Source organism: Mycobacterium sp. Dal123C01 (assembly GCF_052566995.1).
On the sequence record NZ_CP199580.1, the window covers coordinates 3522219 to 3545609 of the forward strand.

Genomic DNA, 23391 nt, shown 5'->3' on the forward strand with positions numbered 1-23391 from the left:
GGAGGTCTCAGCGGTCCAGCTCCGAGTCGAGCGCACCGGCGGCCAGCGCGGCGATGTTGATACTGGTGAGCACCTCGCGCAGATGCTCGAGCTCGGCCAGCTCGACGCCGAGGCGCTCAACTACCGTCGGGGGAACTTTCAGCGCCCGCCGTCGCAGATTGCGGCCTTCGGCCGTCAGCTCCACCTGAGTGGTGCGCTCGTCGGCCGCGCTGCGTGAGCGGGTGATCAGGCCCTGCGTCTGGAGCCGTTTGAGCATCGGCGAGAGCGTGGCCGAATCCAACTGCAACAACCTAGCGATGTCCTTGACCGTCAGCGGCTCCCCGCCGGCTTTGGCCTCGTCCCACAGGGCGAGCATCACGAGATATTGCGGATGGGTCAACCCGAGCGGCTCGAGCAACGGCCGGTACACCGCGAGCACCGCCCGGTTGGTGACGGCCAGCGCGAAGCATACCTGGCGTTCCAGCGAGAGCGGATCAATGTCCGCAGCGACTCCTTTGCTCATAGCGCGATCGTACACTCTTGATTAGCCGACTAATTAATAGTAGGCTAACTAATAGCACACTATTTACTAGTAAATAGTTGTACTTGGATGGCGGTGGTTCTTTCACCTACGCGACGGTCGGTTGGCGATAGCTCATTCCGAAAGCCGTGCAGTACCAGCCATTAAGCCTCGGCGCTGCCGAGGCCAGGTTTTGCAAATGACAACGCCGACAACTTGATCGTGTCGATGTACCACGCGAAGAGGGCTCAACGGCGTCTCGTCCAACGCGAAGGGATATCGAGATGACAATCGTCAAAGCCGCAGCCGTTCAAATGAGTCCGGTGCTCTACAGCCGTCAGGGAACGGTGGAAAAGGTTGTCGAGAAGATCATCGCGCTTGGTCACCAAGGTGTGCAGTTCGCCACCTTCCCCGAGGCGATCGTGCCGTATTACCCGTACTTCTCCACCTTGCAGCGGCCCATTGAACTAGCCGACCAACAACTGCTTTTGCTCGACCAGTCGGTGACTGTTCCTTCGGAGGCGACCCATGCCATCGGGGATGCCTGCGCTCAGGCGGGAATTGTGGTGTCCATCGGCGTCAATGAGCGGGACGGCAGCACCATCTATAACACGCAGCTGCTGTTTGACGCCGACGGCAGCTTGATCCAGCGTCGCCGCAAGACGACGCCGACGTTCGCCGAGCGCATGATCTGGGGGCAGGGCGACGGCTCCGGTCTTCGGGCCGTGGACAGCGCGGTCGCACGCATCGGCCAACTGACGTGCTGGGAGCATTACAACCCGCTGGCGCGGTACGTGATGATGGCCGACGGGGAACAGATCCACTCCGCCATGTGGCCCGGGTCGTTCGCCGGTGATCTCTTTGCCCGGCAGATCGAGGTCAGTGTCCGCAATCACGCGCTGGAATCCGGCTGCTTCGTGGTGAACGCGACAGGGTGGCTCGATGCAGACCAACGGGCACAGATCGGAAAGGACACCGGCGCCCCCGTCGATTTCATCTCCGGAGGGTGCTTCACGGCGATCGTTTCGCCGCAAGGCGAGATCATTGGCGAGCCGCTGCGCTCCGGCGAAGGTGAGGTCATCGCCGACCTCGACTTCTCAGAGATTGACCGGCGTAAGGCGAAGATGGACTCCCGCGGACACTACAGCCGCCCGGAGCTGCTCACCTTGTTGGTCGATCACACACCGGCCGCTCATATGCGTGAACGGGCCACGGCTGCAGCGGTTTTCGGCCGAACCGAATGGTGACCACAACGAGTCTCCGGGAACTTCACCTAACCGAAATGCACGAAACGATGGCCAGCGAGAGGACCTGCCATGTATGACGTCATCACCGAAGCTCGGATCGCACGCGCGCTGAAATCAGGCCCACCGGCAATTCGTGCCGGCGCAAAAGTCATCGACATGGACGCCGACGGCAACATCACTGTGCTCCGCGAGGGCACCAACGGTTGGACGTGTATGCCTGGCGTCGAGATCGCAAAAGCCGACATGTGTGCCGATGAGATGGGCATGCAATGGATCATGGATGCCTGGGCTGGAAAACCGAAGCCCACCAACACATCACCGGGTCTGATCTACATGCTCAACGGTGCTGTGCAGCACAGCTATACCGACCCGTTCGACCGCACGAGCCCGCTGATTCCCATCGGACCGCACTGGATGCTCATGTGGCCGTTCACCGCCGAGGCCACCGGCCTGTCCACCGCGATGCGCGACGCGGGCACGATGATCATGTACGCCGGCACGCCGTACGCACATCTGCACATCTGTGGGGATCCCTGGGAGGGCAACGAGTATCACCCCGACTCCGAGGCGGTCTGGACTATGACCTACCGCCGCGCGGGATGACGTCGACCGCGTGACGCAACCTGCGACTACGTCCGTCAATGTCCGCCGCCGAGTGTCAGCCGGGCGGGGCGAAGAACTCCAACGCGATGCCGTCGGGGTCGCGGAAACTCAGGCCCGAGCCGTAGGGCGCGTCCACGACGCCGCCGTGCGTGATCCCGAGGTCGTTCAGCCGCGCGACCCAGTTCTCCAGCTCGCCGCGGTTGGCGCAGCCGAAACCGACATGGTCCAGGCCGACGCGATGTTCGCTGAATTCCTCGTCGGGTGCCCCGTGGTCATGCTGATGGATGCCGAATACCGTGCCGCCGTCGAGCAGCCACACCTGATGCCGGAAACCGGCGTCGGTGTGTTCGTCAAGCATGGGATCGGCGCCGAGAAGGTTGCGGTACCAAGGACCGCTGACGTCGATGTCACGCACCGTGACCGCGACATGGTTGAGTGCAGGGAAGGTCATGTGCCGACTCTATCCCTAGACGATGCGCCAGCCGCGGCGCGCTCGAAAGCGCATGTCCCACAGGTAAAGCTGATAGCCGAAGATCCACGCGCGGTGCGGAATCACCAGATCGGCCAGCCGCAGGGCAGACACCAGCCATTCGAACCGGCGCTGCTGACGCTTCGACCAGTCCAGCTGCATCAGCGACCGAAACTCCGGGGCCAAGAAACCCGTCGTCGCGAACAGGTTGAGCGGACCTGCCAGCGCTCGCAGCGGCCACGGCAAAAACACCAGGGCAGCCACGCCGCGCAGATGCTCGCGTACCGGCTGGTCGATGTGCAGGTCGTCGAGCGAACGCTTCCAGTACTCGTCGAACGCGACCCGGTCGCGCGGCCACAGGCGCTCGGGCACCTGCAGGGTGGTGCCCAGCCGCTTGGCGTCGCGATAGACCGCGTCGGCGCTGGCCTCGTCGAGCGGGCCATGCAGAAACTCGTGCTGGTCGACGAAGTAGCGATACAGGCAGGCGGCCACCCACAGCTGCAACTTTGGGTCGAAGGCGTTGTAGGAGACCGGGCTGGACGACGTGGACCGGACCTGGCGGTGTGCGACGTCGACGGCATCGCGGATCAGCGCCCGGTCGGACTCGGTTCCGATGGTCGCCACCGCGAGGTAGGTGCCGGTGGTGCGGGCTCGTTTGAACGGGTGCTTGTAGACGTTGCCGCTATTCACCGGGCTTTCCACAACGCCGTAACCGACGCCCGGCAAGGACAGCTGCATGATCACGTTCGCGGCAGGCAGGAGCGGCGCCGCCGCGTTGAGCAGGTCCGCGACCCGGGTCACGGGCCGCTTCACTGCCGCCTCCTGCCCCATAGGATCGAGTAGACCACTTATGAGACGCTGCCGGAGTGTTTGAGACGCCACGGCACGCCCGAATCGTCGGCGTGCTGATCGGCTATCTGACCGACCTCGCGCTGAGTGACCCCGGCACGGGGCATCCGGTCGCGGTATTCGGCCAAGCGGCCGCCGAGCTGGAGGGATTCACCTACCGCGACGCCAAGATCGCCGGCGCGCTGCACGTCAGCCTCGCGGTCGGCACGGTGGGAGTACTCGGCACGGCGGTGCAGCGGTCCGCGGCCCGCCGGGGCCCGTTCTGGTCGATCGCCGCCACCGCCACGGCCACCTGGGTGGCGCTGGGCGGAACGTCGTTGGCGCGCACGGGCCTGGAAATGGCGAAGCTGCTCGACCGCGACGACATCGAGGCCGCGCGGCGACTGCTGCCGTCGTTGTGTGGACGCGATCCGGCCCGGCTAGATGGTTCAGGGCTGACCCGGGCGGCGCTGGAATCCGTCGCCGAGAACACCTCCGACGCCCAGGTGGCGCCGCTGCTGTGGGCGACGGCGGGCGGGGTGCCCGCTGTGCTGGTATACCGCGCTATCAACACGCTGGACGCGATGATCGGCCACCGCTCGCCGCGCTATATCCGATTCGGTTGGGCCGCAGCACGATTGGATGATCTGTCCAACTATGTCGCTGCCCGGATGACCGCGGCGCTGGTGGTTCTCTGCGCACCGCTGGTCGGCGGATCGCCGTCGGGCGCGGCGGGAGCCTGGCGCCGCGACGCGGCCCGTCATCCCAGTCCCAACGCCGGGGTCGTCGAGGCGGCCTTCGCCGGGGCGCTGGGCGTGCGACTGGGTGGGCCCACGCAGTATCAGCACGAGCTGCAGATTCGCCCTACTCTCGGCGACGGCCGGCAACCCACCGTGGCCGATCTGCGCCGCGCGGTGGCCCTGTCGCGGATGGTGCAGCTCGCGACCGCCGCGCTACTGGCCGGGCTATCGAGTGTGCACTGGCGGCGTTGAGTGTGCAGGTAGGGCGCGATAATCGCGGTTTTCCCGCCGTCAGCGCACTCTGAAAGTCCTCAGCGCACACTCAACGGCGGCGGCCGTAGCGGTCGTCGAGTTTCTCCTCGACGGTCATCGGGGTTTCGGCCGACGACGCCTGCTGTTTGTGTTGACGGCGGGCGCGGATCTCGGAGTAGGCGAAATAGCCCAGTCCGATCGGCGCCAGAATGCCGAACGAAATCCACTGGATGCCGTAGGACAGGAACGGGCCGGCGTCGAGGTGTGGCACGTCGATCACGCCGAGCCCGCCCGGCTGGTTTTCGACCAGTTGCAGATAGGACCCGGTCAGCGAGACCTTGGTCAGCACCGATACCTGCTCGGTGTTGATCGAATACACTTGCTGGAAACCATCTCTGGAGAATGGTTCCTTGTCGTGAACGGCCGGCTCGGAGTCTCGCAGCCGTGCCGTGACGGTTACCGTTTCTTGCGGCGGGCGGGGAACCGGCGGGACGTGCGAGCCGGGCTCCGGGCGTACGTAACCACGATCGACGAGAACCGTCGGCCCGTCGTCGACGACAAATGGGGCCAGCACCTCAAAAGCCTGATTTCCCTCGACGACTCGCAAGCGGGCCAGTACCTCGATGTCGGGCAGATAGTGCCCGGTCGCGGTCACCCTGCGCCACTGCGCGTTCGATGCCGACGAATCCTGCTGCGGCAGCAAGGTTTTCAACGGAACCGGTGCGGTGTTGAGGGAGTTCTCGATCTGCTGGTTCTCCCGCGACGTGCGGGCGTTCTTTCCCAGCTGCCACGGCGCGAGCACCATAAAGCACAGGTATGTGAAGGCGATGACCACCAGGATCAGCGCTATCCAGCCCGGTCGCAGCAGGAACGCCAGCCTTGCCAGGAAACGACGCATCAACCGTGTCCGTTGTGCGCTAGTTGCTCGTCGACCCAGTCGTGCAGGCCGGGCAACGCGGCCTCGATGACGGCCAACACCTCTTCGAAGTCGGCATGGTCGCCGTAGTAGGGATCCTCGACGTCGAGGGCGTAGGCGGCCGAGCGCGGGTCGAACGAACGCAGCATCCTCATTCGATCGTCGTCGACGCCCAGCTGCTGCAAGATTCGAAGGTGGTTGCGGCCCAAGGCGACCACCAGGTCGGCGCCCAGGTGGTCGTCGTCGACCTGCGCGGCGAGGTGGTCGGTGGAGTAGCCGTGGGTACGCAGCACCCGGGCTGCCCGCTCGTCGGCGCAGTTGCCGACATGCCAGTTCCCGGTGCCCGCACTGGTCACGCGCACCGCGTCACCAAGTCCACGCTGGGCCAGCTGGTGGGCGAACATTTTCTCGGCCATCGGCGAGCGGCAGATGTTGCCGGTGCAGACGAAGGTCACGTGCAGAGGATTCGAGTCAGACACCCAGCGCCCTCCGCAGCTCGGACATGGTCGCGGCGTGTGTGACGCCGATCGTGGCGAAGCCGTCGGGGAAATCGGCCTGGCCGTACCCCCAGCCGACCACGACGGTGTCGATACCGTGTGCGGCCGCCCCGTCGACGTCGTGGCTGCGGTCGCCGACCATGAGCACCCGCTCGGGCAGCGGCTCTAGCTGGGTCAGCGCGTGCGCCAGCACTTCTTCCTTACTCCTGCGGGAGCTGTCCGGGCAGGCGCCGGCGATGACCTCGAAATGCTGGTCGAGCCCGAAGTGGGCGAGGATGCGTCGCGCCGTCGGCTCCAACTTCGAGGTGGCCACGGCCAGCCGGACTCCTGCAGCGCGCAGATCGGCCAGCAGCGGCTCGATCCCGTCGAACAGGCTGTTCATCGCCCAACCCCGGGCGCCGTACTCGGCCCGGAACGCCGTGAACGCCGCGTCGGCATGCTCGCCAAGGCCCATCGTCTGGAACGTTTCGTCCATCGGCGGGCCGACGATCCGGGCAGCCAGGTCGCCCTCGGGGACCGGGGCGCCGATGTGGCTGAGCGCGTGTACGAAGCTGGTAACGATCCCTTCGGCGGAGTCGGTCAGGGTGCCGTCGAGATCGAAGATCACCAGCTGGGGCGCCAGTCCATCGGCTGAAACTGCTCCTGTCACCTCACCATTGTCGTTGATGGGGTATTGCGAGGCATGAAGGGTCTGGCTGGACATGCGCTCAGTTCGCTTCCTGGGGATTCTTAGTCTGGCGGGCAACAGGTTTCGTTGCATACCGTTTTGCCAGCGCCTGACACTTCGGAAGGAATCACCATGACCACCAGTACCGTCACGGCCTGGGAAGAGGCGGAGATCGAAAGAGCCAATGCCTCTGGGCTAACCCCGGTGGTTTTCGTGCATGGTCTGTGGCTGCTCTCCAGCAGCTGGCAACGCTGGCGCGACCTGTTCGAAGCCAACGGCTACACGACCATAGCCCCAGGCTGGCCCGACGATCCGGCCACTGTGACGGAGGCGTTCGACCATCCAGAAGTGTTCGCACACAAAAAGGTTCAGGCCGTCACCGATCACTATCTGGATGCTATCAAGCGGCTGGCGAAGAAACCCGCGGTCGTCGGTCACTCCTTCGGCGGATTGATAGCGCAGAAAATCGCGGGCTCCGGCGCGTCCGTGGCAACCGTGTCGATCGACAACGCCCCGTTCAGAGGGATTCTGCCGCTGCCGATCTCGTCGCTGAAGTCGTCGTTCCCGGTCTTGAGCAATCCCACCAATTACGGCAAGGCAGTCGCGCTGACCTTCGATCAGTTCAAGTACGGCTGGGCCAACAACCTTGACGAAGCCGAGGCCAGGGAGCTGCACGAGACCTTCCACGTCCCGGCGCCCGGCTTGCCGCTGTTTCAGGCGGCGGTGTCTAACTTCAATCCGGCCAGCGAGACCCGGGTGGACTCCAAGAATCCCGACCGCGGTCCGCTGCTGATCATCGCGGGGGAGAACGACCACACGATCCCGCTGGCGATCACCGAGGCCACCTTCAAGCTCCAGTCCAAGCACAATCCGGGCGTGACCGAGATCGAGCGAATTGCCGGCCGAGGCCACTCCCTGGTCATCGACAGCGGGTGGAAAGAGGTCGCCGACGTCGCCGTGACGTTCATTCAGCGCTTCACCTGATTCGCGCTGCGGTCACTTTTGGGGGTCGCCGATCATTTGCTGCTGGCGCGGCGCGCCCGGGCTATGCTCCGTTGACCACGGGGCTCTGAAGGGTGAAAAACGCATGCGCCGATTGATAGTCGGAGTCGCCGTCGTTGCTGTCGGGATGTCGATCGCTGCGTGCGGCGGCAGCAAGGGGAGCGGCCCCGCCGCGTCGGCCACGAGCACCACGACGACCACGTCGGCGTCATCGAAGCCTCCGATCGCGCAGGCCGCGCTGTCGAATCTGTTGCTCACGCCGGCGGAGGTCGACGGCGTGCTGGGCGTCACCGGGTCGGTGAGCAAGGAAAAGATCGACAAGCTGCAGGACGACTCGACTAGTACGCCGGGAGCGCCGGGGTGGAAATTTCCCGACGAGTGCGTCTACGCCAAGGGTCCCGCCACTGCCCCCGTCTACGCGGGCAGCGGCAACACCGCGGTGAGCGGCGACATGGACACCACCTCCCTGAATAACGACCAGGACATCATGCTGGGCCAGGTGGTGGTGTTGTTCCCCTCCGCCAAGGAGGCGAATGACTTCTTCGGAACGTCCGCCCAGCGCTGGCCTGCCTGTGCGGACCGTGAAATCGCCGAGCCCGCCACCCCGGACGGCACGCAGACGACATACAAGATCGGCCCGTTCTCCAACGCCAACGGAATCTTGAGCGTTACGCAGACGACGACCATGAGCATGAGTGGCCAGCCCACCCCGATGGTCCTCACGTCCCAGCGGGCGCTGACGGTGCGCAACAACGTTGTGGTCGATGTCGTCCTGCTGCGCAAGGACCCGGCGGACTTTGGCGTCAAGGTCGCAGCCCAGATCGCCGGCAAGATCGACAAGCAGCAGTAGCCTCACCCGGGCCGTGAACGGGCCTGGTAGTGGCGCACTAGTGTTTCACGGATGGCGAGTCTGGACCCGAGCGTGCTTGCCGCCGCGCGCTATCACGGTGACCAGGCCGTCGCGCCCGGCATGCTGGACTTCGCCGTCAACGTGCGTCACGCGCACCCACCGCAGTGGCTGATCCAGCGGCTGGCCGCGCGGCTGCCGGACCTGGCGTGCTACCCCAGCGTCGAGGACCTGCACCGGGCACAGGACGCGGCCGCACAGCGGCACGGCCGGGCGCGCGACGAGGTGCTGCCGCTGGCCGGGGCGGCAGAGGGGTTCGCGTTGCTGCCCAACCTGCGGCCGGCACGGGCGGCGATCATCGCGCCCTCGTTCACCGAGCCGGCCGTGGCGCTGAGCGCCGCCGGAGTGCTGGTGCACCACGTCGTGCTCGACGCGCCCTTTGGCCTCGACGACGCTGATGTGCCCGAGGACGCCGACCTCGTCGTGGTGGGCAATCCGACCAACCCCACCTCGGTGCTGCATCGCCGCGAGCAGCTCCTCGCGTTGCGCCGGCCCGGGCGCATCCTGGTGGTCGACGAGGCGTTCGCGGATTCGGTTCCCGGGGAGCCGGAGTCGTTGGCCGGTGATTCGCTGCCCGACGTGCTGGTGCTGCGCAGCCTGACCAAGTCGTGGGCGCTGGCCGGATTGCGAGTGGGCTACGCCCTTGGCGCGCCAGAGGTGTTGGCGCGGTTGACTGCCCAGCGCGCGCACTGGCCGGTGGGCACGCTGCAATTGACGGCCATCGCCGCCTGCTGTGCCGCTGACGCGGTCGCCGAAGCGGCGGCCGATGCGGCGCGGCTGGGCCAATTGCGCAACGAGATGGTCGTCGGCCTGGCATCGGTGGGCGCCGACGTGGTCGACGGCCAGGCCCCGTTCGTGCTGTTCCGCCGCCCCGATGCCGTTCGGCTGCGGAACAGCCTGCACGACAAGGGGATTGCCGTGCGCCGCTGTGACACGTTCGTCGGCCTGGACGAGAGCTATCTCCGAGCCGCGGTGCGCCGGGAGTGGCCGCTGCTGGTTCAAGCCATCGCGGAGGCCATGCCCGTCTCGAACAACGGGAGGCACCGGTGAGCGTGCGGCTATCCGAGGTCATCGAGGTACTCGACGAGGCCTACCCGCCACGGCTGGCCCAATCGTGGGATTCGGTTGGCCTGGTGTGCGGCGACCCCAACGACGTACTGGACTCGGTCACGGTTGCCGTCGATGCCACGGCGGCGGTCGTCGACGAAGTCCCCGAGGCGGGCCTGCTGTTGGCTCATCACCCGTTGCTGCTGCGCGGGGTCGATACGGTTGCGGCCAGCACGCCCAAGGGCGCGCTGGTGCACCGGTTGATCCGGACCGGGCGCTCCCTGTTCACCGCACACACCAACGCCGACTCGGCATCGCCCGGTGTTTCTGACGCGCTGGCGCACACGCTTGGCCTCACCGTCGAATCAGTGCTCGAACCGCTTTCGGACACAGCCGATCTCGACAAGTGGGTGATCTATGTGCCGCGGGAGAACACGGCAGCGGTGCAGGCCGCCGTGTTCGAGGCCGGCGCCGGCCACATCGGCGACTACTCGCACTGCAGTTGGAGCGTCAGCGGCATCGGGCAGTTCCTGCCGCACGACGGGGCGACACCCGCGGTGGGCAGCGTCGGAACCGTGGAGCGCGTGGACGAGGACCGGTTCGAGGTCATCGCACCCGCGCGGGCCCGGGCGCGTGTGTTGGCAGCGATGCGCGCCGCCCACCCGTACGAAGAACCCGCATTCGACATCTTCGCGCTGGTACCCCCGCCCGGTGACGCCGGACTGGGCCGTATCGGCACGCTGCCGCAACCCGAAACGTTGCGCGCCTTCGTCTCCCGTGTCGGTGCCGCGCTGCCGCAGACCTCCTGGGGCGTGCGCGCCGCGGGCGATCCCGACAGGGCCGTGTCGCGGGTCGCGGTGTGCGGCGGTGCCGGGGATTCGCTGCTGAGCATCGCGGCTCGTGCGGACGTGCAGGCCTACGTCACGGCCGATCTGCGCCATCATCCGGCCGACGAGCATGGCCGGGCCTCGGAGGTGGCACTGATCGACGTCGCGCACTGGGCCAGCGAATTCCCCTGGTGCGCACAAGCCGCCGAGGTGCTGCGGTTCCGATTCGGGGCGGCGCTGCCGGTGCGCGTGTCCAGCACCCGCACCGACCCGTGGAATCTTGGCGACGCAACCTGTGGAGATCAGTGATGAAAGCCGAAGTAGCGCAGCAGCGTTCACTATTGGAGTTGTCCCAACTGGATGCTGAGCTGTCCCGGATGGCGCATCAAGCCAACCGTCTGCCGCAGCGCGAGGCCATCGATCGAATGCGAGGCGAACACGACGCCGCCAATGACCGGCTGGGTGCCGTGCGAATCGCTTTGCAGGACTTGGACGCTCAGGTGTCGCGGTACGAGTCGGAGATCGAAGCGGTGCGGCAGCGCGAAGACCGCGACCGATCGTTGCTCACGTCGGGGGCCACCGACGCCAAGCAGCTGGGGGATCTACAGCACGAACTGGAAACCCTGCAGCGCCGTCAGAGCAGCCTGGAAGATTCGCTGCTCGAAGTCATGGAGCGCCGTGAGGAGCTGCAGGGCCAGCTGACTGCCGAGCTGGGCACGATCGAGACGCTGCAGGCCGACCTGGCCGAGGCGCAGCAGGCCCTCGATGCTGCACTCGCCGAGATCGACGAGGCTCGTCTGGTTCATTCGTCGCGACGCGAGGCGCTGGCTGCGGCACTGGCACCCGATTTGTCTGCCCTCTACGAGCGACAGCGTGCCGGGGGAGGACCCGGCGCTGGGCAGCTGTTGGGGCATCGCTGCGGCTCCTGCCGGATCGAGATCGACAAGGGCGAACTTGCTCGCATCTCGGCGGCCCCCGAGGACGACCTGGTGCGCTGCCCGGAATGCGGCGCGATCCTGTTGCGGGTCAAGGGGTTCGGGCAGTGAAGGTGGTCATCGAAGCCGACGGTGGCTCCCGCGGCAATCCCGGGCCCGCCGGCTACGGCGCGGTGGTGTTCACCGAGGATCGCGCGACCGTGCTGGCCGAAAGTAAGCAGGCCATCGGCCACGCGACCAACAACGTCGCCGAATACCGCGGACTGATAGCCGGCCTGGAAGACGCCATGAAGCTGGATGCCGCCGAGGTTGAAGTCTTCATGGATTCCAAGCTGGTGGTCGAGCAGATGTCCGGCAGGTGGAAAGTCAAGCACCCAGGGCTGATTGAGTTACATGCCCAGGCTCGCAAGCTGGGGGCGCGGTTCGACCGGATCAGCTACGCGTGGATTCCGCGCGAACGCAACAAGCATGCCGATCGGCTGGCCAACGAAGCGATGGACGCCGCCGCCGAGATCAGTGACGAGAGCTCCGAACCGGCGGTGGCCGAACCGGTGGTCGCCGAACCGGCGAAAACTGGTGCGACACAAACCCTGTCGCCGCCCGGCTGGACCGGCGCTCGCGGCACGCCGACCAGGTTACTGTTGCTGCGCCACGGGCAGACCGCGCTGTCGGTGCATCGCCGCTATTCGGGGCGCGGCAACCCGGAGCTCACCGACTTGGGACGCCAGCAGGCGCAAGCCGCGGCGCGGTATCTGGCCGAGCGCGGCGGCATTGCCGCGGTGGTTTCCTCGCCACTGCAACGCGCCTACGACACCGCCGCGGCAGCCGCCAAGGCGCTGGGTCTGGACGTCACCGTGGACGACGACTTGATCGAGACCGACTTCGGAGCCTGGGAGGGGTTGACGTTCGCCGAGGCCGCCGAACACGATCCCGAATTACATGCCCGCTGGCTCAGCGATACCGCCACGGAGCCGCCGGGCGGCGAGAGCTTCGATGCCGTACTCGAGCGGGTGTGCCGGGCGCGGGAACGAATCATTGCCACCTACCAAGGCGCCACGGTGCTTGTCGTATCGCATGTCACGCCGATCAAGATGTTGTTACGCCTGGCGTTGGACGCCGGGCCCGGCATCCTGTACAAATTGCATCTTGACCTGGCATCCTTAAGCATCGCTGAGTTCTATTCCGACGGGGCATCTTCGGTGCGACTCGTGAATCAGACCGGCTATCTTTAGCCGCTAAGGAGCCACCGTTGCAGCCGTCTCCACAGTCCGATGAATCGCCGGCCGCCGTTCCGGCGGATATCCGGGCGCAGGTGATGCCGGCGGTTCTCGACGAGTTGTCCCGCTGGGGCGTCGAGCGGTTCAGCGTCGAGGCCTTGGCCGAGCGCCACCACCTCGATACGGCGATGATCTACCGCCACTGGGGCGACCGTCAGCGGCTGATCGTCGATGCGGCGCTGGCTGATCTCGAGGCCTGGGGTACGCCAACGGACACAGGCTCGTTGCGCGGAGATCTGGAGGCTTTAGCCCGGAATGTGACCGATCGAATCAACACCGAGGTCGGGCGCACTTTCCTGCGGGCGTTGGTGATGGGACATCGCGGGTATCACGACGAAGAAACCCGAATGAGGTTCTGGCGGGCGCGTTTCACTGTGGTGCGCATGGTGATAGACAGGGCAAGGGAGCGCGGCGAATTGCGCGACGGGATCAGCACGCTGGCTGCTGTACAGATTGTCATGGCGCCCCTGAACATTCGTGCGCTTTACTCGGACGCTGCCGTCGACGACGACTATTGCGCGGCCATTGCGGATATGGCGTGGCATGCGCTGGCGCGTAAATCCGTAACTGGCGAGCTGTAGACCGCCCGTTCGGCGTTGAATGTGCATAGTGGGCGTAGAGCGTGCGTTGTGGGTTGAATAATCGTCAAAATTCCACCCTGAGCGCACACTCAAAGCCGTCAGTGCACACTCAACGTGGCCAAGCTGAGCTGTTCAGCGAGACAACGTGATTGCTTGCTCCGGGCAGTTTCGCTCCCCGACGACAGCTTGCGCCTCGAGCTCACCCGCGACATCCTCGACAAGTACCAGGCAGTGGCCGACCTCGTCGGCATCGAACACGTCGCCCGCCAGGCTGTAACACCGTCCGTGGCCGGTGCACAAATCGGGGTCGACCGACACCTTGGTCATGAGCGCACGCGTCACGACACCGGGAAGATCAGCGGCAGCGACTCCACCGATCTCAGCGCGGCGGTGTAGATCAGCTGGGTGCCGGGCTTGATCTCGTAATTCGGTATGCGCCGGTGGAATTCGCGCAATGCCACCCGCAGCTCCATCCGGGCCAGGTGAGATCCCAGGCAGCGGTGCGGACCTCCGCCGAACGCCCGGTGCCGGTTTGGGCTGCGGTTGAAATCCACCACCTCGGGGTTGGGAAACTCGGCGGGGTCGGTGTTGGCCGCACCGAGTAGCGGGCTGACCCGCTCGCCCTTGCTGATCGGGCAGCCGCCCACCTCGACGTCTTGCATGGCGACCCGAACCACACCGGGCACCGGTGTCTCCCAGCGCAACAGCTCCTCGATCGCATGCGGCAGCACGTCGGGTTCCTCGACGAGCTGATGACGGTGATCGGGGTGTCGCGCCAGGTACACGAAGAAGCAGTCCAGTGAGTCGGTGACGGTGTCCAGCCCCGCGATCAGGAACAGGAAGCAGATGTCGAGCAGCTCCTCGCGCGAAAGCGGTTGACCCGCGATGTTCGCCGCGATCATCGCGGACAGCACGTCGTCGCGTGGGCTGGCGATGTGCTGGTCGATAGCGCGGTCGAAGTAGTCGTAAATCTGTTGCGCGACGGCTTGCGACGCGTCATGACGACCGTCGTAACCCTCGGCGCCCTCCGGGCGGATCACGCCGTCCTTCCATTCCAGGAATTGGTCGAGGTCTTCCAACGGCAGCCCGAGCAACTGCAGGAAAACGGTGCACGGGAGCGGTACCGCGAACTCCTCGTGAAAGTCGACCTCGCCCCGCCCGGCGAACCTGTCGATCATCTCGTTCACCAGCTTGGCGACGCTTGGTTCACGTTGGGCCATCTCGCGCGGGGTGAACAGCGGATCGAGAATGCGCCGGTACTTCGCGTGCTCGGGGGGATCGATCTGCAGCGGAATGAGCGGTCGGATGTTGCCGAGGTCGACCGCATCCATGTTCGACGAGAACAGCTCGGTGTGTTTGAGCGCCATCTCGATGTCGGTCAGGCGGCTGAGTACGACCGCCTCCGGCGACCGGAACACCGGAGTCGACTCGCGCAGAGCCTTGTACATCGGCTGGGGCTCGGCGACGCCCATCAACGCCTGGTCGACGAAAGCATCGGCTTCTGTCATGCGGTCAGCGTCGCACCAACTTCTTATTTAGGCAATGATTGAAAAAATTGGGCAATAGCCAGAAGCCGGTGATCAGGCGGCTATACCCGCTGGCCAGGAGAGGGGCCAACGAGTACCGTGTTCGTGCGGACGAGTTGGCTGGGCGACCGCGGCTCGTACCGGTCCGCAAGGTCCGGCCGAGTCGAGGAAAGTCCGGACTTCACAGAGCAGGGTGATTGCTAACAGCAATCCGAGGCGACTCGCGGGAAAGTGCCACAGAAAACAAACCGCCACCCTCGCGGTGGTAAGGGTGAAACGGTGCGGTAAGAGCGCACCAGCATCCCGGGTGACCGGGGTGGCTCGGCAAACCCCACCCGAAGCAAGGTCAAGAAGGCTGCACCGGAAGGTGCGGCCGCGCAGGCGATTAAGGGTTGCTCGCCCGAGCCTGCGGGTAGGCCGCTTGAGGCACCCGGCAACGGTGTGTCCAGATGGATGGTCGCCGCCGTGCCGCCGTTGGCTATGCCGCGGCGGTGGGGAACAGAATCCGGCTTACAGGCCAACTCGTCCGCCCTACGCCTGCGACCTGCATATCGGCGATCTCTAGCCAGCTAGCGTCAGAAGGTTACGGAGCAGCTCCGTAACGGTGTCCGGCTGCTCGAGCGTGGTGGTGTGGCCGCTGTGTACGACGGTCACGAGGCGCGCCCCGGGGATGAGGTCGACGATGCGCTGCGACTCGGCGGGCGGAGTGGTGGCATCGTCGGCGCCGACGATGACCAGCGTGGGCGCCTGGATGCGTCCGATCTCGCTCGCTACCGGCAGTCGGTCGGCAACACCGATGACGGCCTTGCTGATGCCCGAGCGTTGGCTGCGGCGGAGCCGCCGTTCCCATTCTTCGATTACCGGCTTGTTCGAAGCGTCTGCGCGGAACGTGGGGCCGAATACCATTGGCAGCACAGTTTTTCGCAGTACCCCAATGCCCGTCACCCGGAAGATCGTGCTCATCAGTTTGAATTTAGTGCCGTCGAGCTGGGCACCGGCGCTGGTGTCCAGGAGCGTCAGCGTGCGAATCAATTCCGGACGACGGGCGGCGATGCGCAGTCCGACGAATCCCCCCATCGATAATCCGACGTAGTGGACGGGCGCCACACCGAGCGACTCGATCAGGGCGACAGCGTCGTCGGTAAGAGTGTCCATGTCATAGCCGTCGTTGGCGGCAGGACTGTCACCTTGGCCGCGCCAATCGATTGCGACACAGCGGTATTGACTTTTCAGCGCGGCGATCTGTGGATGAAACATCCAGCCGCTGAACAGCAGGGCATGGCCGAAGAACACTGTCGGCGCGTCGGCACGTTCCGGCGGTGTCCCCGTGTCCGAGTAGGAGATGGTGGCTGAACCGCGCGTGAATGTTGGCATGGCCGTCCTAAACTGAGAGTCTCACGTCGATGCTTGGCGATGACGCTCGCACCCTAGTTGTATACATGATATGTCGCTGTCTTCCGGGCGCTCCACCTGACATCAGAGGTTGCCGCCGCCGGCGACCGTCCCGCCGACACGGCAATCGGCGTCAGCGCGTCTTTTTCACCGACTTGTCGAGTTTGCGCAGCGCCTCGTCGAGCTGCTGACGGCAGCTCTCGGCCAAGTCGGCCTCCTGCTGGTAGAGCAGACCGTAGGTGAAGGTGTCTTCGCCCGCGGCGTGGGCGGCGTCGGCCTGCTCAGTCAGGTGGTCGCGGCTGACCACGCTGTCTTGATGATCGCCGAGCAGCGACTGGATGGCCTTGGCCTGCTTGGACACGTCGTCCGCGCCGGTCGCCGCCGCCGTGTAGCGAAGTCGCTTGGCGCGCTTGCGAATTACGTGCAACGCCTCGTCGCGATCGTGCTCTTCGTCGTCCTCTTGGTCCTCGTCGGCCGACGAATCGACGTGTTCCTCTTGGGCGGCCTGGTCCACTTCGGCGGCGGCCTTCGCGGCCTTGCGCACCTTCTTGTAGGCGGCGTCAATGGTGACCGGCGCCGGTTGCTCGCCGGCAGCGGCGGCCGGGCTTTCCGCCACCATCGCATCCAGGGCATCGAGCAGCCGGAAATAGCGTTGCGACCGCATCGCGATCAAGGACCGCCGCAGCCCGGACTGGTAGCGGCGCTTAGCGCCCTCGATCAGGCGTTCGCGCACAGGTCCACGCACCAGCTCCGGTGACAGCCGATCCAGCTCTTGCTCGTAGCGCTGTTCGAGCACCTCGGCGTCGCGTGCCACACCCAAGACGCCGGCGAGCTCGCGTAGTTCGTCGAGCACCCAGGCGTAGGTGCCCTCCGACACGCCGAGCGACTCTTGGGCGTCCTTCAGCAGGCTGCGGATCTTGCGGGTGGTGACCCGCATCTGGTGCACGGAGTCGTCGACGTCGGCGCGCACGGCGCGATCCCACACCAGAAGCTCGTCGACCTGCTCGGCCACCGCGCGCTGTACCGGGTCTTCGGATGGCCGGGTGCCGTTGGACTGCAACGTCGTCCCGAGCACCCGCGCAAGCTTGGACGCGTGACCGGCGGGTTGGCCGCCGGCGTCCAGGAGCCGGTTGCTCAACCGGTTCAGCAGCTCGGTATCGCTTGCCCCTCGTGATTCGTCGAGCTCCAATTCCCACTCACGCCACTCTTGCTCGACGGCGCCCGCGTCGGGGCTATCCGAACCACCAGCCGACCATGCGCGGACATGGTCATTGCTGAACTCCGCGAAGGGTGCGCCCTCGATGCCGTACAGCACCTGGCTTTCGCGTTGGGTGGTGATCCGGGCGACCGGTTTGATCGGCCGGTCGCGAACGATCGCGAGCACCACGTCCAGTAATTGGGTGGGGACGGTGTCGTCGTCCGCGGACCCCAGGGGTGTACGAATCTCGGTGCGGGCGTCGGGCCCGGCCGGCAATTTCAGGTGCCAACCGGCGTCATGGCCACCGGTACGGCGCCGCAGCGTGATCTTGTTGTGCGCGAGATCCTGCGCCTGGGTGTCGAAGTACATCGCGTCCAGCGATTGCGTCGGCAACGTCTCCACCCGGGCCACCGCCGCGATGCCTTCGAACGACGGGGTGACCGTGGATTCGGGGACGTCGAACTTGCGCTCCACCTCGAGATGGCGCGAGGTTTCTGGCATTCTTTTCGGCTCCGTCAGGGGGCGCGTCGCCGCGGAATTACCCGGTCATCGACGCTCGTAAATGATGACCCATAGCGTGCCACACCACGGTTGAACGGCGGGCAGCGATCCTGGCTGCGGCGTGTCCGTCCGCGGTGGCCTGGGAGAACGGATTTTCGCGCCCGGTCGGTTACGGGGGCGGGGGCGGCGGAGGCGGAGGGTCTTCCGGCATCGGCGCGTAATCCGCCGGCGGCGGCACGTAGCGCTGGATGGCATCGGCGACGTTGGCGCAGCCGCTGACCGAAACGCGTCGGCCCGCGTTGACACAGACGGAAGCTTCCGCCGTGCCGGCGGAGTGTGTGAAGGCGACGATTCCCGGGATCGGGGTAATCGCCAACAAAGCCAGCAGTGCGGTAATCCAGCGGCGCTGATTCATATCGCAACTCCTGGGTTTGCGGACAGAGGGTTACACAGGGTTGAAGTATATCGACGTCGGCATTAACCGCGGTCGGGTTTTGCGTCGTTGGTACCGGGTCGATCTTGTGCGGCCCGCAATTCTCTACCGCCCGTTTAGCCCATGAGCCGCAGTAAAACCGCTTATGGTTTGCCTGCGGGTCAGTTTTCGAATACCTGATGGAGGAGCTACCGATGGTGTTTTTCGCACTCGCCACGTCACGCGCGGTCGTCGGTGGAATTGCTGCCGGCGCAATCAGTGCTGCAATGCTTTTCGCCGCCGTCGGCCCGGCTGCCGCGGATCCCGAGCCAGCGCCGGCACCGAACTGCACGGCGGCCGATCTCGCGCAGGTGTCTTCGGGTGTCGCGGCGTCAACGTCGGTCTATCTTTTCAGCCATCCAGACGTCAACACCTTCTTCACCAGCCTGAAAGGTCAGCCGCGCAGCGATCAGGCTGACCAGGTCAAGCAGTACATGGACGCCAACCCCCAGACGCACACCGACCTCGAAGGCATTCGCCAGCCACTCACCGATTTCCGTAATCGGTGCAACATGGAATAACTCAGAAGCAGTGTTCGTCGGCGGGGAAAACTCCGCCAGCTACTTCTTCCGCGTATTGGCTAGCGGCCCGGCGTAATTCGTCGCCGACGTTCGCGAATCGCTTGACGAATCGCGCCGCCTTGCCACTGCTCATGCCGGCCATGTCCTGCCAGACCAACACCTGAGCGTCGCAGTTCGGACCGGCTCCGATCCCGACTGTCGGGATGGTCAGCTTGCCGGTGATCTGGGTGGCCAATTCGGCGGGCACCATTTCCATGACGACCGAAAACGCCCCGGCTTCGGCGACGGCGATCGCGTCGTGGACGGTCTGCTCGGCGGCGTCACCGCGGCCCTGCACCCGGAACCCGCCCAGGGTGTTGACGCTTTGCGGCGTGAAGCCGATGTGCGCCATCACCGGGATACCCGCCGCGGTCAAGCAGCCGATCTGCTCGGCCACCCGCTCGCCGCCCTCGAGCTTGACGGCGTGCGCGCCGCCTTCCTTCATGAATCGGGTGGCGGCGGCCAGCGCGGCGGCGGGGCCGGCCTCGTAGCTGCCGAACGGCAAGTCGGCGACGACGAGGGCGTGCGGCGCCCCCTTGACGACGCCGCGAACCAGCGGGATCAGTTCGTCGATGGAAACCGGCACCGTGGTGTCGTAGCCGTATACGACGTTGGCCGCCGAGTCGCCGACCAGCAACACCGGGATGCCGGCATCGTCGAAGACGCGGGCGGTCGAATAGTCGTAGGCCGTGAGCATGGCCCACTTGTGGCCTTCGGCCTTCATTTTCTGTAGATGGTGGGTGCGGATCTTGGTCCGGGGCGCGCTAGACGCCGCGTTTGCACCGTAAACGTTCTGCTCAGACATCATTGTCCCTAGTGGTGGTCGGGTCGATCCTCGTGGCCGCGAATGGGTCCCCGGGTTCGTCTGACTTCCGTCATTCTGCCATCTCTTGTGCGCGGTTGCACCGTCGTAGCGGTGTGAGACGTGCCATGCGCGGTAGCCGGCAGGCGGTAGCCGCTCACGAAAACCTCAGGTTGTCTCTGGCAGCATGTGTTGGCATGGGTCTGACTCGCCGCGACAAGATCGCGCGCATGCTGCTGGTCTCGACAGCAATCGCTGCCGTGGCGCTGCTTCTGGGGGGCTGCGTGCGCGTTGTCGGCGGACACCCGCTGATGGCGGGGCCCAAATTGGGGCAGCCGGTGGAGTGGACGCCGTGTCGGGTCGCCAGCGGATCGGTGAAGCTTCCCGGCGGCGCCATGTGCGGCAAGCTCGCCGTGCCCGTCGACTACGACCATCCCGGCGGCGACCTCGCCACGCTGGCGATGATTCGATTCCCGGCGACCGGGGACAAGCTCGGTTCGCTGGTGATCAACCCCGGCGGGCCCGGCGAATCCGGTATCGAGGCTGCGCTGGGCGTCGTTCAGACGCTGCCCAAGCGGGTCCGCGAGCGGTTCGACCTGGTCGGGTTCGACCCTCGTGGTGTGGCCTCGTCGCGGCCGGCGATCTGGTGTAACTCCGATGCCGACAACGACCGGCTGCGCACCGAGCCGAACGTCGACTACAGCCCGGCCGGTGTCGCCCACATCGAGGACGAGACCAAGCAGTTCGTCGGCCGTTGCGTCGACAAGATGGGCAAGGATTTCCTGGCCAGTGTCGGGACGGTCAACGTCGCCAGGGATCTGGACGCCATCCGCGCGGCGCTGGGCGACGACAAGCTGACCTACCTGGGCTACTCGTACGGCACCCGGATCGGGTCGGCCTACGCCGAGGCCTTCCCGCAGAGAGTGCGGGCGATGATCCTCGACGGCGCCGTCGACCCCAACGCCGATCCGATCGAAGCCGACCTACGGCAGGCCAAAGGATTCCAGGGCGCCTTCAACGACTACGCCACCGACTGCGCGAAGCAGTCGAACTGCCCGCTGGGCACCGATCCGGCCAAGGCCGTCGACGTCTACCACAGCCTGGTCGACTCGATGGTCGACCCGAACAACCAAATGATCGGCAGGCCGGTGCCCACAAAAGATCCGCGGGGGCTGAGCTACAGCGACGCCATCGTGGGCACGATCATGGCGCTGTACTCGCCGACACTATGGCATCACCTGACCGACGGCCTGAGCGAACTGGCCAACCACCACGGCGACACCCTGCTCGCCCTGGCCGATATGTATATGCGCCGCGACTCGCACGGCCACTACACCAACGCCACCGATGCGCGGGTCGCGATCAACTGCGTTGATCAGCCGCCAATTACGGACCGGGCCAAGGTCATTGACGAAGACCGCCAATCTCGCGAGATCGCCCCGTTCATGAGCTACGGCAAGTTCACCGGCGACGCTCCACTGGGCACCTGCGCGTTCTGGCCGGTGCCGCCCACCAGCAAGCCGCATGCCGTCTCGGCGCCCGGCCTGGTCCCGACCGTCGTGGTGTCGACCACGCACGATCCGGCGACGCCGTACAAGGCCGGCGTCGACTTGGCGAACCAGCTTCGCGGCTCGCTGCTTACCTTCGACGGCACCCAGCACACGGTCGTCTTCCAGGGCGACAGCTGCATCGACGACTACGTGACGGCGTATCTGATCGGCGGCACCACGCCGCCGAGCGGCGCCAAGTGCTAGCGCCCGTCGAACCGACGCGCGTGGCCCGCCGGGCCCGGCCCGAGATCAAGGCGTGACCAATTCGCGCCATCACAGGTACTCGAAGCTGCGACGATTGACCACCATGTCGCGCCTGAGATCCTTGAACTCGGCGCTGCTGTCGTTAGGGCTTTTGCTTGTAGTACAACCGGCACTGCCCGAGGCCGGCGCAACTCCAGAACCCGGTGCCGGCCAGACGGCGAGCCCGGCGCCCCCGTCGGCGGCGTCATCGCTGACCTGGGGCAGTTGCAGCCAAGTTCTCACCGACCGCAGCGACGTTCCCACTGCACAGTGCACCACCGTGTCAGTCCCGATTGACTACAACAATCCGACTGGGGCACAAGCGAAGTTGGCGGTGATCCGTGTGCCCGCCACCGGTCAGCGGATCGGGTCACTGTTGATCAACCCGGGCGGACCCGGAGCGTCGGCGGTCGACATGGTGGCCGGGATGTCGTCGGAACTGCAGAACACCGACATCACCCGCAATTTGGACCTGGTGGGGTTCGACCCGCGAGGCGTGGGCCACTCCACCCCGTCGCTGCGCTGCCGCACCGATGCCGAGTTCGACGCCTACCGGACCGAACCGATGGTCGACTACAGCCCGACGGGCGTCGCGCACATCGAGCAGATCAACCGGCAATTGGCTCAGGAATGCGTGAACAAGATGGGCAAAGGGTTCTTGGCCAACGCCGGCACCGCGTCCGTCGCGCGCGACATGGACATGGTGCGTCAGGCGCTGGGGGAGGACCAGATCAACTACCTCGGCTATAGCTATGGCACCGAGCTGGGCACCGCATACCTGGAAAAATTCGCCGACCATGTGCGCACGATGGTGCTCGATGGCGCCATCGACCCGACCGTCGACCCGGTCCAGGAGAACATCCGCCAAACGGCAGGATTCCAAACCGCTTTCAACGATTACGCCGCGGACTGCGCCCGCTCGCCGGCCTGCCCGCTGGGCACCGACCCGACCCAATTCGTCAACCGCTACCACGCCATGATCGACCCGCTCGTCGCCAAGCCGGGCCGCACCTCGGACCCGCGCGGCCTGAGCTACGCCGACGCGACCACGGGCACGATCAATGCGCTCTATACCCCGCAGCACTGGAAGTACCTGACGAGCGGTTTGCTCGGGTTGCAGCGCGGCACCGACGCGGGCGACCTGCTGCTGCTCGCCGACGATTACCAGGGCCGCGACAAGCACGGGCACTACGACAACGACCAGGACGCGTTCAATGGCGTCCGATGTGTCGATTCGCCGGCGCCGACGGATCAGGCGACCTGGGTATCCGCCGATCAACAAATCCGCCAGGTCGCGCCGTTCTTGAGCTACGGGCAATTCACCGGGAGCGCTCCCCGCGACCTGTGTGCGCTGTGGCCGGTACCGGCGACGTCCGCACCGCACACCACCGCCCCGGTCGCGCTCGGCAAGGTCGTTGTGGTCTCCACGACGCACGACCCGGCAACCCCGTATCAGGCGGGGGTGAGTCTGGCCCGACAGTTGGATGCTCCGCTGATCACCTTCGACGGAACCCAGCACACCGCGGTGTTCGGCGGTAACCAGTGCGTGGACAACGCGGTCGTCACCTACTTTGTCGCAGGGACCGTGCCGCCGGCGTCCCTACATTGCGCGCCCTGAGCCGAGCGACCAATCACCTGGTGAAGGCGTCGTGCAAGCCCTGATTGATCCGGTCGTCGGTCGTCTGACCGGGGGCCGGAGGCGGGGTCTGGCAGCTGCAGCTGAGGTCGTTGAACGCGGGGTCGGCGACAACCGGTGCGGCTTGGCTCACCGCTTGACCCATCGCGACACCGAGACCGATAGCTCCGATGGCTAAAAGTTTGGCGATCACTTCTTGTCCTCCCTGCTGATGCGA

General features: G+C 65.8%; 26 protein-coding genes and 1 other RNA gene. 14 read left to right on the forward strand and 13 right to left on the reverse strand.

Annotated features, from left to right (window positions below; translation table 11 throughout):
- Positions 1-7 precede the first annotated feature (7 nt).
- Positions 8-502, reverse strand: coding sequence for a MarR family winged helix-turn-helix transcriptional regulator (locus ACTXG5_RS16605; protein ID WP_445159845.1), 495 nt, complete (start codon positions 500-502; stop codon positions 8-10).
- A gap of 281 nt (positions 503-783) precedes the next feature.
- Here ACTXG5_RS16605 and ACTXG5_RS16610 point away from each other — a divergent pair, with 281 nt between their 5' ends.
- Entirely contained in the window at positions 784-1746 is a 963-nt protein-coding gene (locus ACTXG5_RS16610; RefSeq protein ID WP_445159846.1) for a nitrilase-related carbon-nitrogen hydrolase, read from the forward strand.
- Positions 1747-1815: 69 nt separating this feature from the next.
- A complete protein-coding gene (locus tag ACTXG5_RS16615) occupies positions 1816-2349 on the forward strand; it encodes a hypothetical protein (protein ID WP_445159847.1) in 534 nt (177 codons plus the stop codon).
- A gap of 55 nt (positions 2350-2404) precedes the next feature.
- On the opposite strand, the gene ACTXG5_RS16620 is transcribed toward ACTXG5_RS16615, so the two are convergent.
- Both ACTXG5_RS16620 and ACTXG5_RS16625 read right to left on the reverse strand, forming a co-directional pair.
- Positions 2405-2800, reverse strand: coding sequence for a VOC family protein (locus ACTXG5_RS16620; RefSeq protein WP_445159848.1), 396 nt, complete (start codon positions 2798-2800; stop codon positions 2405-2407).
- Between the two features lie 15 nt (positions 2801-2815).
- The gene (locus tag ACTXG5_RS16625; RefSeq protein WP_445159849.1) at positions 2816-3631 is read right to left on the reverse strand and encodes an oxygenase MpaB family protein; all 816 of its coding nucleotides are present in this window, start codon (positions 3629-3631) and stop codon (positions 2816-2818) included.
- A 53-nt stretch (positions 3632-3684) separates the two neighbouring features.
- Between ACTXG5_RS16625 and ACTXG5_RS16630 the strand changes: the two genes are divergently transcribed.
- Positions 3685-4638 carry a cobalamin biosynthesis protein gene (locus tag ACTXG5_RS16630; protein ID WP_445159850.1) on the forward strand — a complete coding sequence of 318 codons (954 nt, stop codon included), beginning with the start codon at positions 3685-3687 and terminating at the stop codon, positions 4636-4638.
- A 70-nt stretch (positions 4639-4708) separates the two neighbouring features.
- On the opposite strand, the gene ACTXG5_RS16635 is transcribed toward ACTXG5_RS16630, so the two are convergent.
- The 3 genes from ACTXG5_RS16635 to ACTXG5_RS16645 are packed head-to-tail and all read right to left on the reverse strand — an operon-like array spanning position 4709 to position 6700.
- Complete coding sequence (locus ACTXG5_RS16635) at positions 4709-5524, reverse strand: SURF1 family cytochrome oxidase biogenesis protein (protein ID WP_445164455.1); 816 nt, start codon at positions 5522-5524, stop codon at positions 4709-4711.
- Positions 5525-5535: 11 nt separating this feature from the next.
- Positions 5536-6033: a low molecular weight protein-tyrosine-phosphatase gene (locus ACTXG5_RS16640; protein WP_445159851.1), complete on the reverse strand. Its 498-nt coding sequence runs from the start codon at positions 6031-6033 to the stop codon at positions 5536-5538.
- The gene (locus ACTXG5_RS16645) at positions 6026-6700 is read right to left on the reverse strand and encodes an HAD-IA family hydrolase (protein ID WP_445159852.1); all 675 of its coding nucleotides are present in this window, start codon (positions 6698-6700) and stop codon (positions 6026-6028) included. Before ACTXG5_RS16645 ends, ACTXG5_RS16640 begins: the two co-directional genes overlap by 8 nt.
- Positions 6701-6850: 150 nt before the next feature.
- On the opposite strand from ACTXG5_RS16645, the gene ACTXG5_RS16650 reads away from it, so the two are divergent.
- The 7 genes from ACTXG5_RS16650 to ACTXG5_RS16680 all read left to right on the forward strand — a co-directional run bounded on the left by ACTXG5_RS16650 (position 6851) and on the right by ACTXG5_RS16680 (position 13294).
- On the forward strand, positions 6851-7702 hold the full coding sequence (locus ACTXG5_RS16650) for an alpha/beta hydrolase (protein ID WP_445159853.1): 852 nt from the start codon (positions 6851-6853) through the stop codon (positions 7700-7702).
- Between the two features lie 103 nt (positions 7703-7805).
- Complete coding sequence (locus ACTXG5_RS16655; protein ID WP_445159854.1) at positions 7806-8570, forward strand: sensor domain-containing protein; 765 nt, start codon at positions 7806-7808, stop codon at positions 8568-8570.
- Between the two features lie 51 nt (positions 8571-8621).
- Positions 8622-9677: an Rv2231c family pyridoxal phosphate-dependent protein CobC gene (cobC, locus tag ACTXG5_RS16660; RefSeq protein WP_445159855.1), complete on the forward strand. Its 1056-nt coding sequence runs from the start codon at positions 8622-8624 to the stop codon at positions 9675-9677.
- Positions 9674-10810: a Nif3-like dinuclear metal center hexameric protein gene (locus tag ACTXG5_RS16665; protein ID WP_445159856.1), complete on the forward strand. Its 1137-nt coding sequence runs from the start codon at positions 9674-9676 to the stop codon at positions 10808-10810. Before cobC ends, ACTXG5_RS16665 begins: the two co-directional genes overlap by 4 nt.
- A complete protein-coding gene (locus ACTXG5_RS16670; RefSeq protein ID WP_445159857.1) occupies positions 10810-11547 on the forward strand; it encodes a zinc ribbon domain-containing protein in 738 nt (245 codons plus the stop codon). Before ACTXG5_RS16665 ends, ACTXG5_RS16670 begins: the two co-directional genes overlap by 1 nt.
- The gene (locus ACTXG5_RS16675; protein WP_445159858.1) at positions 11544-12668 is read left to right on the forward strand and encodes a bifunctional RNase H/acid phosphatase; all 1125 of its coding nucleotides are present in this window, start codon (positions 11544-11546) and stop codon (positions 12666-12668) included. The genes ACTXG5_RS16670 and ACTXG5_RS16675 overlap by 4 nt, the downstream gene beginning before the upstream one ends.
- 17 nt (positions 12669-12685) lie before the next feature.
- On the forward strand, positions 12686-13294 hold the full coding sequence (locus ACTXG5_RS16680) for a TetR-like C-terminal domain-containing protein (protein WP_445159859.1): 609 nt from the start codon (positions 12686-12688) through the stop codon (positions 13292-13294).
- 132 nt (positions 13295-13426) lie between these two features.
- Here ACTXG5_RS16680 and ACTXG5_RS16685 read toward each other — a convergent pair whose 3' ends face one another.
- Both ACTXG5_RS16685 and ACTXG5_RS16690 read right to left on the reverse strand, forming a co-directional pair.
- The gene (locus ACTXG5_RS16685; protein ID WP_445164456.1) at positions 13427-13621 is read right to left on the reverse strand and encodes a ferredoxin; all 195 of its coding nucleotides are present in this window, start codon (positions 13619-13621) and stop codon (positions 13427-13429) included.
- 11 nt (positions 13622-13632) lie between these two features.
- A complete protein-coding gene (locus tag ACTXG5_RS16690; protein WP_445159860.1) occupies positions 13633-14802 on the reverse strand; it encodes a cytochrome P450 in 1170 nt (389 codons plus the stop codon).
- 130 nt (positions 14803-14932) lie between these two features.
- Here ACTXG5_RS16690 and rnpB point away from each other — a divergent pair.
- Positions 14933-15349: RNase P RNA component class A (gene rnpB, locus ACTXG5_RS16695), an RNA gene on the forward strand.
- A 32-nt stretch (positions 15350-15381) separates the two neighbouring features.
- On the opposite strand, the gene ACTXG5_RS16700 is transcribed toward rnpB, so the two are convergent.
- The 3 genes from ACTXG5_RS16700 to ACTXG5_RS16710 all read right to left on the reverse strand — a co-directional run bounded on the left by ACTXG5_RS16700 (position 15382) and on the right by ACTXG5_RS16710 (position 18326).
- Complete coding sequence (locus ACTXG5_RS16700; protein ID WP_445159861.1) at positions 15382-16194, reverse strand: alpha/beta fold hydrolase; 813 nt, start codon at positions 16192-16194, stop codon at positions 15382-15384.
- A gap of 151 nt (positions 16195-16345) precedes the next feature.
- Positions 16346-17911, reverse strand: a complete 1566-nt coding sequence (locus ACTXG5_RS16705; protein WP_445159862.1) for a CYTH and CHAD domain-containing protein — start codon at positions 17909-17911, stop codon at positions 16346-16348.
- 169 nt (positions 17912-18080) lie between these two features.
- On the reverse strand, positions 18081-18326 hold the full coding sequence (locus ACTXG5_RS16710; protein WP_445159863.1) for a hypothetical protein: 246 nt from the start codon (positions 18324-18326) through the stop codon (positions 18081-18083).
- Positions 18327-18538: 212 nt separating this feature from the next.
- Here ACTXG5_RS16710 and ACTXG5_RS16715 point away from each other — a divergent pair, with 212 nt between their 5' ends.
- Complete coding sequence (locus ACTXG5_RS16715; RefSeq protein WP_445159864.1) at positions 18539-18904, forward strand: heme-binding protein; 366 nt, start codon at positions 18539-18541, stop codon at positions 18902-18904.
- Position 18905: 1 nt separating this feature from the next.
- Here the strand turns inward: ACTXG5_RS16715 and panB are convergent, their stop codons facing one another.
- The gene (gene panB / locus ACTXG5_RS16720) at positions 18906-19748 is read right to left on the reverse strand and encodes a 3-methyl-2-oxobutanoate hydroxymethyltransferase (RefSeq protein ID WP_445159865.1); all 843 of its coding nucleotides are present in this window, start codon (positions 19746-19748) and stop codon (positions 18906-18908) included.
- Positions 19749-19942: 194 nt separating this feature from the next.
- On the opposite strand from panB, the gene ACTXG5_RS16725 reads away from it, so the two are divergent.
- Both ACTXG5_RS16725 and ACTXG5_RS16730 read left to right on the forward strand, forming a co-directional pair.
- Positions 19943-21499 carry an alpha/beta hydrolase gene (locus tag ACTXG5_RS16725; protein ID WP_445159866.1) on the forward strand — a complete coding sequence of 519 codons (1557 nt, stop codon included), beginning with the start codon at positions 19943-19945 and terminating at the stop codon, positions 21497-21499.
- A 103-nt stretch (positions 21500-21602) separates the two neighbouring features.
- Entirely contained in the window at positions 21603-23156 is a 1554-nt protein-coding gene (locus tag ACTXG5_RS16730) for an alpha/beta hydrolase (RefSeq protein WP_445159867.1), read from the forward strand.
- A 13-nt stretch (positions 23157-23169) separates the two neighbouring features.
- On the opposite strand, the gene ACTXG5_RS16735 is transcribed toward ACTXG5_RS16730, so the two are convergent.
- Entirely contained in the window at positions 23170-23367 is a 198-nt protein-coding gene (locus tag ACTXG5_RS16735) for a hypothetical protein (RefSeq protein ID WP_445159868.1), read from the reverse strand.
- Between the last annotated feature and the right edge of the window lie 24 nt (positions 23368-23391).